Origin of the sequence: Streptomyces sp. CGMCC 4.7035 (assembly GCF_031583065.1) — a bacterium.
Taxonomy (GTDB): domain Bacteria; phylum Actinomycetota; class Actinomycetes; order Streptomycetales; family Streptomycetaceae; genus Streptomyces; species Streptomyces yaanensis.
On the sequence record NZ_CP134053.1, the window covers coordinates 2,142,640 to 2,157,529 of the forward strand.

The 14,890-nt window shown below is 72.5% G+C and carries 13 protein-coding genes and 1 pseudogene; 10 read left to right on the forward strand and 4 right to left on the reverse strand.

Annotated elements, in window-relative coordinates; translation table 11 throughout:
* Positions 1–42 precede the first annotated feature (42 nt).
* The 3 genes from Q2K21_RS09000 (at position 43) to tatA (ending at position 3,320) form a co-directional block, all read left to right on the forward strand.
* A complete protein-coding gene (locus tag Q2K21_RS09000) occupies positions 43–399 on the forward strand; it encodes an ArsR/SmtB family transcription factor (protein WP_310768508.1) in 357 nt (118 codons plus the stop codon).
* Positions 389–2,959, forward strand: a complete 2,571-nt coding sequence (gene mgtA / locus Q2K21_RS09005; RefSeq protein ID WP_310768511.1) for a magnesium-translocating P-type ATPase — start codon at positions 389–391, stop codon at positions 2,957–2,959. Before Q2K21_RS09000 ends, mgtA begins: the two co-directional genes overlap by 11 nt.
* Positions 2,960–3,062: 103 nt before the next feature.
* Positions 3,063–3,320 carry a Sec-independent protein translocase subunit TatA gene (tatA, locus tag Q2K21_RS09010; protein ID WP_310768513.1) on the forward strand — a complete coding sequence of 86 codons (258 nt, stop codon included), beginning with the start codon at positions 3,063–3,065 and terminating at the stop codon, positions 3,318–3,320.
* A gap of 28 nt (positions 3,321–3,348) precedes the next feature.
* Here the strand turns inward: tatA and Q2K21_RS09015 are convergent, their stop codons facing one another.
* On the reverse strand, positions 3,349–3,579 hold the full coding sequence (locus tag Q2K21_RS09015) for a hypothetical protein (protein ID WP_310768516.1): 231 nt from the start codon (positions 3,577–3,579) through the stop codon (positions 3,349–3,351).
* A 177-nt stretch (positions 3,580–3,756) separates the two neighbouring features.
* Between Q2K21_RS09015 and miaB the strand changes: the two genes are divergently transcribed.
* Positions 3,757–5,286 carry a tRNA (N6-isopentenyl adenosine(37)-C2)-methylthiotransferase MiaB gene (miaB, locus tag Q2K21_RS09020; RefSeq protein WP_310768519.1) on the forward strand — a complete coding sequence of 510 codons (1,530 nt, stop codon included), beginning with the start codon at positions 3,757–3,759 and terminating at the stop codon, positions 5,284–5,286.
* Between the two features lie 129 nt (positions 5,287–5,415).
* Positions 5,416–6,135 (forward strand): class III extradiol dioxygenase subunit B-like domain-containing protein, encoded by a 720-nt coding sequence (locus Q2K21_RS09025; RefSeq protein ID WP_310768522.1) that lies wholly within the window; start codon positions 5,416–5,418, stop codon positions 6,133–6,135.
* A gap of 85 nt (positions 6,136–6,220) precedes the next feature.
* Here Q2K21_RS09025 and Q2K21_RS09030 read toward each other — a convergent pair whose 3' ends face one another.
* Both Q2K21_RS09030 and Q2K21_RS09035 read right to left on the reverse strand, forming a co-directional pair.
* Positions 6,221–6,502, reverse strand: coding sequence for an antitoxin (locus Q2K21_RS09030; protein WP_310768526.1), 282 nt, complete (start codon positions 6,500–6,502; stop codon positions 6,221–6,223).
* 24 nt (positions 6,503–6,526) lie between these two features.
* Entirely contained in the window at positions 6,527–6,805 is a 279-nt protein-coding gene (locus Q2K21_RS09035) for a hypothetical protein (protein ID WP_310768529.1), read from the reverse strand.
* A 181-nt stretch (positions 6,806–6,986) separates the two neighbouring features.
* Here Q2K21_RS09035 and miaA point away from each other — a divergent pair, with 181 nt between their 5' ends.
* From miaA to Q2K21_RS09055, 4 genes are all read left to right on the forward strand, one after another.
* Positions 6,987–7,925: a tRNA (adenosine(37)-N6)-dimethylallyltransferase MiaA gene (gene miaA / locus Q2K21_RS09040; RefSeq protein WP_310768532.1), complete on the forward strand. Its 939-nt coding sequence runs from the start codon at positions 6,987–6,989 to the stop codon at positions 7,923–7,925.
* A gap of 108 nt (positions 7,926–8,033) precedes the next feature.
* Positions 8,034–8,522, forward strand: a complete 489-nt coding sequence (locus Q2K21_RS09045) for a hypothetical protein (protein WP_310780753.1) — start codon at positions 8,034–8,036, stop codon at positions 8,520–8,522.
* A 486-nt stretch (positions 8,523–9,008) separates the two neighbouring features.
* Positions 9,009–9,878, forward strand: a complete 870-nt coding sequence (dapF, locus tag Q2K21_RS09050) for a diaminopimelate epimerase (RefSeq protein ID WP_310768536.1) — start codon at positions 9,009–9,011, stop codon at positions 9,876–9,878.
* A 434-nt stretch (positions 9,879–10,312) separates the two neighbouring features.
* Complete coding sequence (locus Q2K21_RS09055) at positions 10,313–12,508, forward strand: RelA/SpoT family protein (protein WP_310768539.1); 2,196 nt, start codon at positions 10,313–10,315, stop codon at positions 12,506–12,508.
* Positions 12,509–12,612: 104 nt separating this feature from the next.
* Here the strand turns inward: Q2K21_RS09055 and Q2K21_RS35725 are convergent.
* Positions 12,613–12,912: pseudogene (locus tag Q2K21_RS35725) on the reverse strand (AAC(3) family N-acetyltransferase); the annotation flags it as partial.
* 445 nt (positions 12,913–13,357) lie between these two features.
* Here Q2K21_RS35725 and Q2K21_RS09060 point away from each other — a divergent pair.
* Complete coding sequence (locus tag Q2K21_RS09060) at positions 13,358–14,839, forward strand: M1 family metallopeptidase (RefSeq protein ID WP_310768542.1); 1,482 nt, start codon at positions 13,358–13,360, stop codon at positions 14,837–14,839.
* Positions 14,840–14,890 lie beyond the last annotated feature (51 nt).

Sequence of the window (14,890 nt, forward strand, 5' to 3'; positions counted from 1 at the left end):
CGGCTCGTACGGACAGGACCGGGCGTGAAGGGGAGGGCGACGGTGGCGGCAGGTGGCGGTGGTTTCGAGGACCCGTCCGCCGAGGTGCTGGCGGAGGCGGCCGCCGCCTTCGGGCTGCTGGCCTCGGCCGCGCGGCTGCACATCGTGTGGGCGCTCGCGCAGGGCGAGAGCGACGTCACCGGACTCGCCGAGCGTGTCGGCGGCGCGTTGCCCGCCGTCAGCCAGCACCTGACCAAGCTCAAGCTCGCCGGACTCGTGCGCTCGCGCCGCGAGGGCCGCCGCCAGGTGTACTTCGTCGACGACGCGGACGTCGTGACCGTGGTGCGTCTCGTGGTGGGTCAGCTCGCCGACCGTGCCGAGCGGACCAGTGTCTCGGTACGCCGGCTCCGTGGCCTCTGAGACCGCCGTACCGTCGGCGACCCCGCCTGCCGCCCCCGGCGTCACAGGGCCCACGTCCCTTCAGGATCTGCGTCGGCTCGGGAGCGGTCCCCGCGGACTCACCGAGACGGAGGCGGAAGCACGGCTCGCGGACCTGGGGGAGAACGTGCTCCCCGAGGCCCGTACGACATCCAGGGCTCGTCTCTTCGTCCGCGGTCTGCGCGACCCGTTCACCACCGTCCTGCTCTGCCTCGGCCTGGTCTCCGCGACCGTCACCGCCTGGGGCACCGCCTGCGTGATCCTCTCCCTCGTCGTGGTCAGCTGCGTCCTGCGCGCCACCGGCGAGCACCGGGCCGACCGCTCGATGGCGGCGCTGCGCGACCTGGTCGCCACCACCGTGACCGTCGTGCGCCGGTGGGACGCGGACCGGTCGCCGCGAGAGCGGGAGATACCCGCCGCCGAGCTGGTGCCCGGTGACGTGATCCGGCTCGCGCCCGGGGATCTCGTCCCCGCCGACGTACGGCTGCTGCGGGCGAGCGGCCTGACCGTGCACCAGGCGGCGCTGACCGGGGAGTCGGCGCCGGTCGCCAAGAGCGCACTCGACGCGCCCGGGCCGCCCGACGGCGGCCCCTTTGATCAGCCGCACCTCTGCTTCCAGGGCAGCAGCGTCGCCACCGGCGGCGGCACCGCGCTCGTCCTCGACACGGGAGCGCGGACCCGCCTGGCGCGGGCCCACGGCACCCCGGCCCGGCGCGAGGCGAGCGCCTTCGACCGGTCCGTGCACGGCATCTCCTGGGTGCTGATCCGGTTCATGCTGCTCACGCCGCCGCTGGTCCTCATGGCGGGCGCGGCCCTGCGCGGCCGGGGCCCGGAGACGCTCCCCTTCGCCGTCGCGGTCGCGGTCGGCCTCACCCCCGAGATGCTGCCGGTCATCGTCACCACCTGTCTGGCCCGCGGTGCCTCACTCCTCGCCCGCACCCACGGCGTGATCGTGAAACGTCTGCCCGCGCTGCACGACCTCGGCGCGGTCGACGTGCTGTGCCTCGACAAGACCGGCACCCTCACCCAGGACCGGCCGGTCGTCCAACAGGCCCTGGACGGCGACGGCGAGGACGCGCCCGACGCCCTGCGCTGGGCGGCCGTCGGTGCCTGGTGGACCCTCCAGCTCGCCGACCTGCCCGCCCCGGACGCCCTCGACGAGGCGCTCCTGGACGCGGCCGACGGCGCCCGGGAACCGTACGAGGGCGTCGCGGTCCTGCCCTTCGACCCGGTCCGCCGCCTCGCCACCGTCGTGGTCCGCGGCCGCCTCGGCACGCACACCCTCGTGGTCAAGGGCGCCGCCGAGGACGTACTGGAGCGCTGTGTGCTCGAACCCGCCGAGCGGGAGCGGCTGCTTGTGCGCGCCGCGCACGAGGCGGACGACGGCCTGCGGCTGCTCGCGGTCGCCACCGCCGAACGCCCCGCCCGCAGCCGTCCCTACACCCCCGCCGACGAACAGGGGCTGACCTTCCGCGGTTTCGTCACCTTCCGGGACGCCCTCGCCCCGACCGCCGCGCAGGCCCTGCGCGACCTCGCCGTCCGTGGTGTCACCGTGAAGGTCCTCACCGGCGACCACCCCGGCACGGCGGCCCGCGCCTGCCGCGACCTCGGTCTCGACCCCGGTGACGTACGGACCGCCGGCGCCGCCGACGAGCTCGCCGCGACCGTCGTCGCCCGCTGCACCCCTGAGGACAAGGCGCGGATCGTCACCGCCCTCCGCAAGGCCGGGCACACCGTCGGTTTCCTCGGCGACGGTGTCAACGACGTGCCCGCGCTCCACGCCACCGACGTGGCCATCGCCCCACGCGACGCCGTCGACGTGGCCCGCGAGAGCGCGGACGTGGTCCTCGCGCACAAGGACCTCACCGCGATCTGCCATGCCGTCACCGCCGGCCGCCACAGCAGCGGCAACATCGCCACGTACCTGCGCGTGACGCTCTCCTCCAACCTCGGCAACGTCGTCGCGATGCTCGCCGCCGGCCTTCTCCTGCCCTTCCTGCCGATGCTCCCGGCCCAGGTCCTCGCCCAGAACCTGTGCTTCGACGCGGCGCAGCTCGCCTTCGCGTACGACCGCCCCGCACCCGGGGCGCTCACCCGTCCCACCGTGCTGCGCCCCCGCGACTTCCTGCGCTTCATCAGCGGCTTCGGCGTGCTCAACGCGGTCGCCGACCTCGCCACCTTCGGTGTCCTGGCGCTCACGCTGTACGGCCCCGACGCGCTCGACGACCAAGCGGTGTTCCACTCCGCCTGGTTCACCGAGAACCTGCTCACCCAGGCCTTGGTGATGCTGCTCCTGCGGTCCCGTCGGAGCTACGCAGCGGGCCGTGACCCGGGCCCGGTCGGCCGGGCGGCGGCCGTCCTCGCCGCCGTCGCGCTCCTGCTGCCCCTCACCCCGCTCGGCGCGCTCCTCGGCATGACCGCCCTGCCGCTGGAGTACCACCTGCTGCTCGTCACCGTCCTCGCGCTGTACGCGGTCGCCCTGCGGGCGGTCAGAGCGCGCTACGAACGCGGCCGCAGGCGAGCGGTGGTCAGTGGTGGCTGAGGTTCAGGCGCCTCGGTTGTACAGTTGCGCAACATAGCAACCATCATTGGGCGGGCGAGCGGCGGAAGGCCCTCGACCGAGGCGAGGAAGGGCGGGCGCGGTCATGCTCCGCAACGGACTGGAACCCTGGCACCTGCTGATCGTGGCGCTCGTCGTCATCGTGCTGTTCGGCTCGAAGAAGCTGCCCGACACCGCCCGCGCGCTGGGCAAGTCGATGCGCATCCTCAAGAGCGAGGCGAAGGCGATGAAGGACGAGAACGCCCCCTCGCCCGCCGCGTCCGGGTCCGGCCCGGTGACGCCGTCGGCCATCCGGACCTCCGCGGAGGCGGCCGCGGCCGAGCCGTCGACCGGCACCCGCTGAAACGCCGGCACCCGCTGAAACGCCTCCGTCAGGGGCTGGCGCTGTCGTAGCCGTACGTCAGCGGTTCGCTGTGGGCGCCGAGTTGGCGCCGGTAGACGTACAGCGCCGCCACCTGGACACCGTCCGCCGGGTTCTCGACCTGGCACGGGTAGGTCACCTGCAGTACCGAGGGTCGACCCGCGACCTGCATGCGCAGGCCGTCGGCCGGCCCTCCGGCGAGTACCGCGGTCTCCCACTTCGTCGCGACATGAAGATCCATGCGTGTACTTTAAAGGTTGCGCAATCTCTAAATTGTTGTGATTTGCGCCACTCGATTCGAGGTCGGCCCGCCTGGACCGGTGACGCGACAACAAGTCCGACCCCGGCCCCCGGCGCAGGGGGCCGCTCCTCCGAGGACTCGGGCAGGGGCTCTCCTGGAACCACCTACCCTTGAGCCATGACCAGCAGCAGCGACCGGAGCCCGGTAGTGGACGTTCCAGCACCCAAGAGCTACGAGATCCGCACCTACGGGTGCCAGATGAACGTCCACGATTCCGAGCGATTGTCCGGGCTGCTCGAAGAGGCCGGGTACGTGCGCGCACCCGAGGGGTCGGACGGCGACGCGGACGTCGTCGTCTTCAACACCTGTGCCGTCCGTGAGAACGCCGACAACCGCCTCTACGGCAACCTCGGCCGCCTCGCGCCGAAGAAGGCCGAGCGGCCCGGCATGCAGATCGCCGTCGGTGGCTGTCTCGCGCAGAAGGACCGCGACACCATCGTGAAGAAGGCGCCCTGGGTGGATGTCGTCTTCGGTACGCACAACATCGGCAAGCTGCCCGTGCTGCTGGAGCGCGCCCGTGTGCAGGAGGAGGCGCAGGTCGAGATCGCCGAGTCGCTCGAAGCGTTCCCCTCTACGTTGCCGACGCGGCGCGAGAGCGCGTACGCGGCCTGGGTCTCGATCTCCGTCGGCTGCAACAACACCTGCACCTTCTGTATCGTCCCGGCCCTGCGCGGCAAGGAGAAGGACCGCCGCACCGGCGACATCCTCGCCGAGATCGAGGCCTTGGTCGCCGAGGGTGTCTCCGAGATCACCCTGCTCGGTCAGAACGTCAACGCGTACGGCTCCGACATCGGCGACCGCGAGGCCTTCAGCAAGCTGCTGCGCGCCTGCGGCGAGATCGAGGGCCTGGAGCGCGTCCGCTTCACCTCGCCGCACCCGCGCGACTTCACCGACGACGTCATCGCCGCCATGGCCGAGACGCCGAACGTGATGCCCCAGCTGCACATGCCGCTGCAGTCCGGCTCGGACACCGTCCTGAAGGCGATGCGCCGGTCCTACCGGCAGGAGCGGTACCTCGGGATCATCGAGAAGGTCCGGGCCGCCATCCCGCACGCCGCGATCACCACCGACATCATCGTGGGCTTCCCGGGCGAGACCGAGGAGGACTTCGAGCAGACCCTGCACGTCGTCCGCGAGGCGCGTTTCGCGCAGGCCTTCACCTTCCAGTACTCCAAGCGGCCCGGTACCCCGGCCGCCACGATGGAGAACCAGATCCCCAAGGAGGTCGTCCAGGCGCGCTACGAGCGTCTCGTCGCCCTCCAGGAGGAGATCTCCTGGGAGGAGAACAAGAAGCAGGTCGGCCGCACGCTGGAGCTGATGGTCGCCGAGGGCGAGGGCCGCAAGGACGGTGCCACCCACCGCCTCTCCGGCCGGGCCGCCGACAACCGCCTGGTCCACTTCACCAAGCCCGAGGAGGAGGTCCGCCCCGGCGACGTGGTGACGGTCGAGATCACGTACGCCGCCCCGCACCACCTCCTCGCCGAGGGCCCCGTGCTGAACGTGCGCCGCACCCGCGCGGGTGACGCCTGGGAGAAGCGCAACGCGGCCGAGGCCGCCAAGCCGGCGGGCGTGATGCTCGGTCTGCCGAAGATCGGCGTTCCGGAGCCCATGCCCGTGGCCACCGCCGGCGCGTGCGGCTGCGACTGACGCCACCCTCGCACCACGTGCGCCGCGTGTGACCCGGCGCGTGGCGGGACGGGAGCGCGCGGGGGACGATCTTCCGCGGGTGCGCCGGTGAGTGACGTGCCGCCGCCCGGCGGGGTTACGCTGCGGATCATGCTTGTCGCCGCAGCCGTCTGTCCCTGTCCGCCCCTGCTCGTCCCCGACGTCGCCGCGGGTGCCGCCCCTGAGCTGGACGGCGCCCGTGCCGCGTGTGTGGACGCGCTGGGCGTGCTCGCCGCCGCTCGCCCCGACCGGCTGGTGGTCGTGGGCCCCGCGGCAGAGAGCGGGGCCGGCCCGTACCCGGCGGGCACGTGGGGTTCGTTCCGCGGCTTCGGTGTGGACGTCGAGGTATGGCTGGGCGCGCAGGGGACGGACCCGGCGGCGTCGGAACGCGAGCTTCCGCCCTCGCTCGCCGTCGCGGCGTGGCTGCTGGGGCGGCTGGGCTGGGCCGACGCGCCCATCGAGGGGCTCGCCGTGGCGGAATCCCTGGCTCCCGAGCGGTGCGCCGAGGTCGGAGCGGGCCTCGCCGGGCCGGACGAGCGGCTGGCGCTGTTGGTCATGGGCGACGCCAGCGCCTGCCGCACCCTCAAGGCCCCCGGCTATCTGGACGAGCGGGCGGAAGGCTTCGACGCGGAGGTCGCGCGTGCGCTGGGGGCGGCGGACGTGGCGGCCCTGAAGGCCCTGGACGCGGACCTGGCCGACGAGCTGAAGGCCTGCGGCCGGGCCCCTTGGCAGATTCTCGCGGGCGCCGCCGAGGGCGCGGACATGTCCGGTGCGTTGCTGTACGACGACGCGCCCTACGGGGTGGGGTATCTCGTGGCGGCCTGGTCGTAGCTCCTCCTCCGCCGCACCCCGGACACGGCGGACGGCCGGGAGCCGTGTGCTCCGCGGCCGTCCGCCGATGATGTTTCTTCCGTTGTCAGGAGGGTGGTCCGGACGCGGGCGGCTGCGGTGCGTCCGGAGGCGTCTGCCGGCCGGTCGCAGGGCCGGTGTCCCGGTGAGTGAGGCGCTCCATCGCGCCCTTCGCCTTGTCCGTGCCCGTGTGGATCTTGTCGTGGTACTTGCCCTTGGTCTTCTCGTCGACCAGCTTCGCGGCCTTGTCGAGTCCGCGCTCGACCTTGTCCCCGCTCTGGTGTGCGAGTTCCGAGACCTTTTCCTTGGCAGGGCCGATCTTGTCCTTCAGATTGTCCAGAAGACCCATGGTCCACCTTCCCTCGCGGGGCAGTTACGTGCGGGCGCCCTCGTCGGCCTCGCTGTCGGCGGCTTCGCTGTCGGCGGCTTCGTCGGGGGACTGCTGCCTGGGGATCGCGACACCCTCGTCGCCGGTGGCCTGCGCGGTCTCCTCCGGTGCGGCCTGTGCCTCGGCCCCGGCCGCGTCCTTCGCCTTCTCCGCCTCGGCCCCGGCCGTCTCTGCCTCGGCCGTCGCCGGCGTGGCATCCGCCTCGGCGGGCTGCGCCTCCTCCGTCGTGCTCGACCTCCGGAAAAGCCGTGCAAAAACGCCCATATCCACTCCATACGTTACTCGTGCGGGCGAAATACCGCGTAGCCCGGTGCGTCCGTTTGCATTGCCCGGAGCACCCGTTCTCGAGCCGGTGCCCGGAACCTCGCAACAGGCAACGACCCCGTTTCCGGGGCGTCACGTAACTCGTTCGAGACGGGCCCCGGAGGTTTGCGAGACTGTTGCGGTGAGTAGTGCAGCCCCCGCGCCGCGGGTCATCGCCGTCGTCGGACCGACCGCGGCCGGAAAGTCCGATCTGGGTGTATTCCTGGCCCAGCGTCTCGGTGGAGAGGTCGTCAACGCCGACTCCATGCAGCTCTACCGGGGGATGGACATCGGCACCGCCAAGCTGACGCCCGAGGAGCGCGGCGGCGTGCCGCACCATCTGCTGGACATCTGGGACGTGACGGTCACGGCGTCCGTGGCCGAATACCAGCGCCTCGCCCGTGCCCGCATCGACGCGCTGCTCGCCCAGGGTCGCTGGCCCATCCTGGTGGGCGGCTCCGGGCTGTACGTACGTGGCGCGGTCGACAACCTGGAGTTCCCCGGAACCGACCCAGAGGTGCGTGCCCGGCTGGAGGAGGAGCTCGCGCTGCGCGGCTCGGGAGCGCTGCACGCGCGCCTGGCCGCCGCCGACCCGGAGGCCGCGCAGGCGATCCTGCCGAGCAACGGCCGCCGTATCGTCCGGGCCCTGGAAGTCATCGAGATCACCGGCAAGCCCTTCACCGCCAACCTCCCGGGTCACGACTCGGTCTACGACACCGTCCAGATCGGCGTCGACGTGGCACGGCCCGAGCTCGACGAGCGCATCGCGCGCCGGGTCGACCGGATGTGGGAGGCGGGGCTCGTCGAAGAGGTGCGCGAACTGGAGGCGCAGGGCCTGCGCGAGGGGCGTACGGCATCGCGCGCGCTCGGGTACCAGCAGGTGCTCGCGGCGCTCGCGGGGGAGTGCACGCTGGAAGAGGCGCGCGCCGAGACCGTACGCGCCACCAAGCGCTTCGCGCGCCGTCAGGATTCCTGGTTCCGGCGCGACCCGCGCGTGCACTGGCTCAGTGGTGCCGTGGCGGACCTCCCGGAACTCCCGCACCTTGCGCTGGCGTTGATCGAACGACCGGTTACAGCCTGATCACGTGATGGCATCGGGACGCTCCGGTCGTCATCCGGGCCTCTGACGGCATGCCATCATCGAGCTTCGATCGACCAAGTGGAGTCCGAGTTGGGAGGGCGCGTGGCGATGGAGGCCGGCCCTCGCGACACCGCACAAGGCGCGGAGTACGTCACCGTGGAGGGCGACGACCAGCGGCTCAGTTCCGACGGTCCCGACGAGCAGCCCCCGGGCGGTGTGACCGCCGACGGCCCGGACGCGGACGAACTGACCGCCGGGCTCGAAGTGGAGGTCGAGCTGCGTCCGCAGCGTCGGCTGCGGATCTGGCAGCTCGCCCCCATCGTGGGGCTGGCGGCGGTCGGCTCCCTGATGTTCGCCTTCCCGCTGGCCTTCGAGTTCGGTGACGGCGGTGCCGTGGTCGCGATGCTCGGTCTGCTGATCTGCTCGTGCGCGGCCGGCTGGGGCATGATGGCCGCGCGCCGCGTCGGTTCCACCTGGCCGGGCCTGCCGCAGCGCGGCTCCGGACGGCGTCCCGACTGGCGTGTCGTCCTCGCGTACACCGTGGTGGTCATAGCGGTCGTCGTCCTGGCCGTGTGGCGCGTGGCCCGGCTGCGCTGAGGCCCCGCCTGGCCTGCGGGCCACGCCGGGCACTGCTGGGGCAGCGAGGTCCGTCGGCCGGTCTGTGTGCTTTCTCGGGCGCGGTGCCCTGATCGCCGGCCCGCGTGCTTTCTTTGAGGGCGGGGCCTGATTGCCGGCTCCCGTCCTCGCTCGGGCGGGGCGGCCCGCCACTGGCCTGCACGTTTCCTCGGGCAGCGCGGCTCGGTCGCCGCCCGGGTGCTTCCTCGGGCAGCGGTGCGCGCCGGCCGGCGTGCTTTTCTCGGGCAGCGGTGCGCGCCGGCCCGCGTGCTTCCTCCGGCAAGGGCGATTCGGCCACAGGCCCACGTATCCCCTGCCCCTCGGAGTGGGGCGATCCGTCCGCCGGACACCGCCTATCTTCGGGGTCACGGTCCGCCTGCCGGAACGCGCGCGCTCCCTCCGGGGGGTCGCGGTCCGTCGATCGGACCGGTCGTCCGGAGTGTCGTATCGACCCCGTACCATCGAGGAATGAGCACGCGGATCGCCTTCCTCAAGGGGCACGGCACCGAGAACGACTTCGTGATCGTCCCGGACCCCGAGAACGCCGTCGACCTGCCCCCGGCCGCCGTCGCCGCCCTGTGCGACCGCCGCGCGGGCATCGGTGGCGACGGTCTGCTGCACGTCGTGCGCTCCGCCGCCCACCCCGAGGCCAAGGGGATGGCCGCCGAGGCGGAGTGGTTCATGGACTACCGCAACGCGGACGGCTCGATCGCCGAGATGTGCGGCAATGGCGTACGCGTGTTCGCGCGCTACCTCCAGCGCGCCGGTCACGTGGCCGAGGGGGACCTCGCGGTCGCCACGCGCGGGGGCGTGAAGACCGTCCACATCGCCAAGGACGGTGACATCACCGTCGGCATGGGCAAGGCGCTCCTGCCCGAAGGGGACGTCACGGTGAGCGTCGGCGAGCACAGCTGGCCCGCGCGCAACGTGAACATGGGCAACCCGCACGCGGTCGCCTTCGTCGACGACCTCGCACACGCGGGCAACCTGTACACCCCGCCCCCCTTCAGCCCGGCCTCCGCCTACCCGGACGGGGTGAACGTCGAGTTCGTGGTCGACCGAGCCCCCCGGCACGTCGCGATGCGCGTCCACGAGCGCGGCTCCGGCGAGACCCGTTCGTGCGGCACGGGCGCGTGCGCGGTGGCTGTCGCCGCGGCCCGCCGCGACGGCGCCGACCCGGCCGTGACCGGCCTGCCGGCGACGTACACCGTCGACGTTCCCGGCGGCACCCTGGTGATCACCGAGCGCCCGGACGGCGAGATCGAGATGACCGGCCCGGCGGTGATCGTCGCCGAGGGCGAGATCGACTCCGAGTGGCTGGAGAGCTCGGACCGCTGACCGCCGCGGCTCGCGTCGCGAACTGGAGCCGCCGAGCTTTTCCCCGGGGGCGAACGGGCGGCGCGCTGAAGCACGGCGTGGCACGCGGACGATGACACTCCGCCGCACGGAGTGGCCGGAAACCGCGATCGGTCGCGCCGCCGCGCGACTCCGGATCGCAGCTCGGGCCCCACCGGACGCTCTGATCCGCAGCCCAGGGCCGTGGAGGCTGTGCGAATCGACGGGCGCGGCCTCTGCCCGTGGCGCGAAACCGTAAACCTTCAGACCTTCGCTCGAATGGGTGATCCGTTTCACGCTCGGCGAGAGCCGGTCGGGCGCGCGTGGTGGGCTCGGTAGCATCAAGCACCGGCTCGGACGGGGGAACGTCGCCATCCCCTGTGCCACGTACGCCATGGGGCACCCCGTCCGCCGGTCCACGCAGCCGGAGGTGCCCAATGAGTGCGGAGGCCACGAACCCTGCCACCCCCGCCCCCGCGACGCCCGGGGCGCACCGCAGGAAGAGCCGCCCCCGGATCGACTTGCTCCGTCTGGGCCGGGCCGCGCTGCTCGGTCCCGCCACCCGCGACCGGCTGCCCGACGCCATCGGCCATGTCGCCGAGGCGCACCGCGCGCACCACCCCGACGCCGACCTCGAACCCCTGCGCCGCGCCTACTTGTTGGCCGAGTCCTCGCACCGCGGCCAGATGCGCAAGAGCGGCGAGCCCTACATCACGCACCCCCTCGCCGTGACCCTGATCCTCGCCGAACTGGGCGCAGAGACGACAACCTTGACCGCCTCTCTGCTCCACGACACCGTCGAGGACACAGACGTGACGCTCGCTCAGGTGCGCGAGGAGTTCGGCGAGGAGGTGCGCTATCTCGTCGACGGCGTCACCAAGCTGGAGAAGGTCGACTACGGCGCCGCCGCCGAGCCCGAGACGTTCCGCAAGATGCTCGTCGCCGCCGGCAACGACGTCCGGGTGATGTCGATCAAACTCGCCGACCGGCTGCACAACATGCGCACCCTGGGCGTGATGCGCCCCGAGAAGCAGGAGCGCATCGCCAAGGTCACCCGGGACGTGCTCATTCCGCTCGCCGAACGCCTCGGCGTCCAGGCGCTCAAGACGGAACTCGAGGACCTCGTCTTCGCGATCCTGCACCCCGAGGAGTACGAGCACACCAGGGAGCTGATCGTCGAGAACGCGGCGCACGGCGACGACCCGCTGGCCGAGATGGCCGACCAGGCACGCGCGGTCCTGCGCGAGGCCGGTATTCAGGCCGAAGTTCTCATCCGGCCGCGGCACTTCGTCTCCGTACACCGCATCTCCCGTAAGCGGGGCCGGCTGTGCGGCGCCGACTTCGGACGCCTCCTGGTGCTCGTGAACGAGGACGCCGACTGCTACGGGGTCCTCGGCGAACTGCACACCTGCATGACCCCTGTGGTCTCGGAGTTCAAGGACTTCATCGCCGTCCCCAAGTTCAACCTGTACCAGTCGCTGCACACCGCGGTCGCGCGCGACGACGGCGCGGTGGCCGAAGTCCTCATCCGTACCCACCAGATGCACAAGGTCGCCGAGGCCGGCGTGATCGCGCTCGGCAATCCCTACGCCCCCGCCTCCGACGACCCGGCCGACGGCGAGCGCGCCGACCCCACCCGCCCCGGCTGGCTCTCCCGGCTCCTGGAGTGGCAGGAGGCGGCCCCGGACACCGACACGTTCTGGTCGACGCTGCGTGAGGACCTCGCCCAGGACCGGGAGATCACCGTGTTCCGCCCCGACGGGGGCGCGCTGGGGCTCCCGGAGGGCGCGAGCTGCGTGGACGCGGCGTACGCGCAGTACGGCGAGGACGCGCACGCCTGCATCGGCGCTCGCGTCAACGGCCGGTTGGCGACACTGAGCACGGTCCTGAAGGACGGCGACACCGTGCAGCTCCTCATGGGCCAGGACCCGGCCTCGGAGCCCTCCAGAGAGTGGCTGGAGCACGCCCACACGCCCGCCGCGCGGATCGCCATCCAGCGCTGGCTGGCGGCGCATCCGGCACCGGGAGACGCGTCCGGTGGCGCGCAGGAGCCGGACGCCGCGCGGCCCGGCGGCGAGACCTCGGCGGACGGCGCCGCCGCGCGCACGGCCTCCCTCGGGCCCGCCGCGCGCCCGCCCGCGCTGCCCGCGCGCCCCACCACGGACGCGCCCGACGCACGCGCCGCCAATGCCGTCGTCGACCTGCCCGGCGCCTCCGTACGTCTCGCGGGCTGCTGTACGCCCGTGCCGCCCGACGAGGTCACCGGCTTCGCCGTGCGCGGGGGCGTGGTGACCGTCCACCGCGTCGAATGCGCCGGAGTGGCGCGCATGAAGAGCGCCGGGCGTGCGGAGGTCGGTGTGCGCTGGGGCGACACCACCGAGTGCCGGGTCACGCTCGTCGCCGAGTCCTTCGGGCGCCCGCACCTCCTGGCGGACCTCACCGAGGCCATCGCCCTGGAAGGCGTCGCGATCGTCTCCGCCACCGTCGAGCCGCCCAGCCAGCAGCGCGTGCGCCACACGTACACGCTCCAACTCCCCGACGCGACGCACCTGCCGGCCCTGATGCGGGCGATGCGGAACGTGCCCGGCGTCTACGACGTGAACCGCGCACAACACCCCGCGGCCGCCCACTGACCGTTGTGCCGCCATCGCGCCGGACGCGGCCGCGATGGGGGCTCGGGGCGAGGGACCGCGAGGGGCCGCGAGGGACCGCGCGTGTGCGGGAGGGGATCCTGGGGTCAGCCGCGTGTGCCTCGGTTCCGCTCGGTGAGCCGGTGGGTCGCATGGGCCACGGCCGGGGCAAGGTCCAGCAGTCGGCACTCTGCCCGGCCCACGTGCCCCACGGCCCCGTCGCCCACGGCCCCGTCGCCCGTGGCCTCGTAGTCCGCGCCGAGCACCGCGAAGGACGCGGAGTCGAGCGCGATGTCGCGACAACGGAACGAGCTCCGGCCGTTCGGTCCATCGTCGACGACACACGCGCGCGTCTGCCACTGCTGGTCCGGAACCCGACACTCCGTCAGGTGAAAGGCGGCGCAGGCGTCGTAGCCGACGCTTCGTCGTCCAGCGTGTGGCGGGGCATCAGTACGCCGGTCACCGGGTGGTTCTACCGGTCGTAGTCGGACAGAGGCCGACGGTACGGCGCCTCGCGGGCGGCCCAGGCGTCGACCAGCAGCACACTGGCCCGGTTACTGCGCATCGCCTCGTCGAGCTTGCTGCCCAGGCTCCGGTCGACGACCTCTCAGGCGCGCGACGCCTCCCCGGCAGAGCCGGGCCGCTTCGGCATGACGCCGCGAGCGAAAGTCGGCCGGGACGTACCCGGCCGGGAAGGCCGCCGCAGGGCTGCCGGGGCTGTGGTGGTCGGCCAGGACGCCTGGCTCACGGAGTTGACAGAAAGTCACCGGGCGAGAGCTCCTCGCGCGCCAATCGGGTGGGACCGGTGCGCGTCTTCACCACGTGGCCCCTGCGCGCTGGTAGCCGTGGTCCATGCCGCACAGCCTCCGCTTCGCGATCCCCCGTGCCCGCCGTGCCAAGGCGGTCCTGCTCGCCCCCGCCGTCTCCGTCTGTCTGATCGCCGCGAGTGCCCCCTCGCCCGCCGTGCCCCTGGGCATCGGCGACCGGCTCTTCCCGACGCTCGGCAACCCCGGGTACGACGTCGGCTCGTACGACCTCTCCTTCACCTATCCCGGCAGCAACAGCCGACCGCTCAACGCCGTCACCACGATCCTCGCGCGCGCCACCGAGCGCCTGGAGCGCGTCAACCTCGACTTCGCGCACGGCACGGTGGAGTCCGTCGACGTCAACGGCGCGCCCGCGGCCTTCGCCCGCACGGGGGAGGACCTGGTGATCACGCCGGACGCCCCGCTCCCCAAGGGCAGCACTTTGCGGATCACAGTGCGGCACACCAGCGACCCCGCGCCCATGAAGGACAAGGACGGCGGCTGGGTGCGGACCGCGGACGGACTCGCGATGGCCAACCAGGCCGACGCCGCCCACCTGGTCTTCCCGTGCAACGACCACCCCTCCGACAAAGCGATGTTCACCATCCACGTGACCACGCCGGAGGGCTACACGGCCGTGGCGAACGGTCTGCCCGTGGGCAGCGAGCAAGGGGCCACCACCTGGTCCTACCGCACCGTGCACCCCATGGCGACCGAACTCGCCCAGGTGTCCATCGGTCGCAGCGCCGTCCTGCACCGCCAAGGGCCGAACGGCCTGCCCATCCGCGACGTCGTCCCCGCCAAGGACCGCGAGGCCCTCCAGCCGTGGCTGAAGAAGACTTCCGACCACGTCGCCTGGATGGAGAACAAGGTCGGCCCGTACCCCTTCGAGACATACGGGGTGCTGATCGCCCAGGCGCAGACCGGGTACGAACTCGAGACACAGACGCTCTCGCTCTTCGAGAGAGACCTGTTCACCGCCGCGTACCCCAAGTGGTACGTCGAGTCGATCATGGTGCACGAGCTGTCCCACCAGTGGTTCGGCGACAGCGTCACCCCTCGCACCTGGTCCGACCTGTGGCTCAACGAGGGACACGCCACCTGGTACGAGGCCCTCTACGCGGAGGAGACCGCGCACCGGCCCATGGAGGAGCGCATGAAGGCGGCGTACGGCCTCTCCGACGACTGGCGTGCCACGGGCGGCCCGCCCGCCGCGCCCAAGGGGCCGAAGCCCGGCCAGAAGATCAGCATCTTCCGGCCGAACGTCTACGACGGCGCCGCGCTCGTCCTGTACGCGCTGCGCCAGGAGATCGGCCGCCCCGCCTTCGAACGCCTGGAGCGGGCTTGGGTGGGCGTCCACCGGGACGGCACGGCGACCACGGCCGGCTTCGAGCGCCTGGCGTCCGACTTCGCGGGTCGCGATCTGAGCAAGTTCTTCCGGGCCTGGCTCTATGGCGAGAAGACGCCGCCGATGCCGGGGCACCCGGACTGGAAGAGCGCCGCCGGGCGGCCCGGGGCAGCGGGATAAGTCGGGTGACGGGGCGGGTCGTGCCGTGCGACCATCATCAGGTCGGCGACG

Bases quoted from the DNA above. Each gene is read 5' to 3' on its own strand.
- Q2K21_RS09060 (WP_310768542.1), top strand. From the start codon at position 13,358: ATGCCGCACAGCCTCCGCTTCGCGATCCCCCGTGCCCGCCGTGCCAAG.
- Q2K21_RS09030 (WP_310768526.1), bottom strand. From the start codon at position 6,502: ATGGGTCTTCTGGACAATCTGAAGGACAAGATCGGCCCTGCCAAGGAA.
- tatA (WP_310768513.1), top strand. From the start codon at position 3,063: ATGCTCCGCAACGGACTGGAACCCTGGCACCTGCTGATCGTGGCGCTC.
- Q2K21_RS09015 (WP_310768516.1), bottom strand. From the start codon at position 3,579: ATGGATCTTCATGTCGCGACGAAGTGGGAGACCGCGGTACTCGCCGGA.
- miaB (WP_310768519.1), top strand. From the start codon at position 3,757: ATGACCAGCAGCAGCGACCGGAGCCCGGTAGTGGACGTTCCAGCACCC.
- dapF (WP_310768536.1), top strand. From the start codon at position 9,009: ATGAGCACGCGGATCGCCTTCCTCAAGGGGCACGGCACCGAGAACGAC.
- Q2K21_RS09055 (WP_310768539.1), top strand. From the start codon at position 10,313: ATGAGTGCGGAGGCCACGAACCCTGCCACCCCCGCCCCCGCGACGCCC.
- Q2K21_RS09045 (WP_310780753.1), top strand. From the start codon at position 8,034: ATGGAGGCCGGCCCTCGCGACACCGCACAAGGCGCGGAGTACGTCACC.
- Q2K21_RS09025 (WP_310768522.1), top strand. From the start codon at position 5,416: ATGCTTGTCGCCGCAGCCGTCTGTCCCTGTCCGCCCCTGCTCGTCCCC.
- Q2K21_RS09035 (WP_310768529.1), bottom strand. From the start codon at position 6,805: ATGGGCGTTTTTGCACGGCTTTTCCGGAGGTCGAGCACGACGGAGGAG.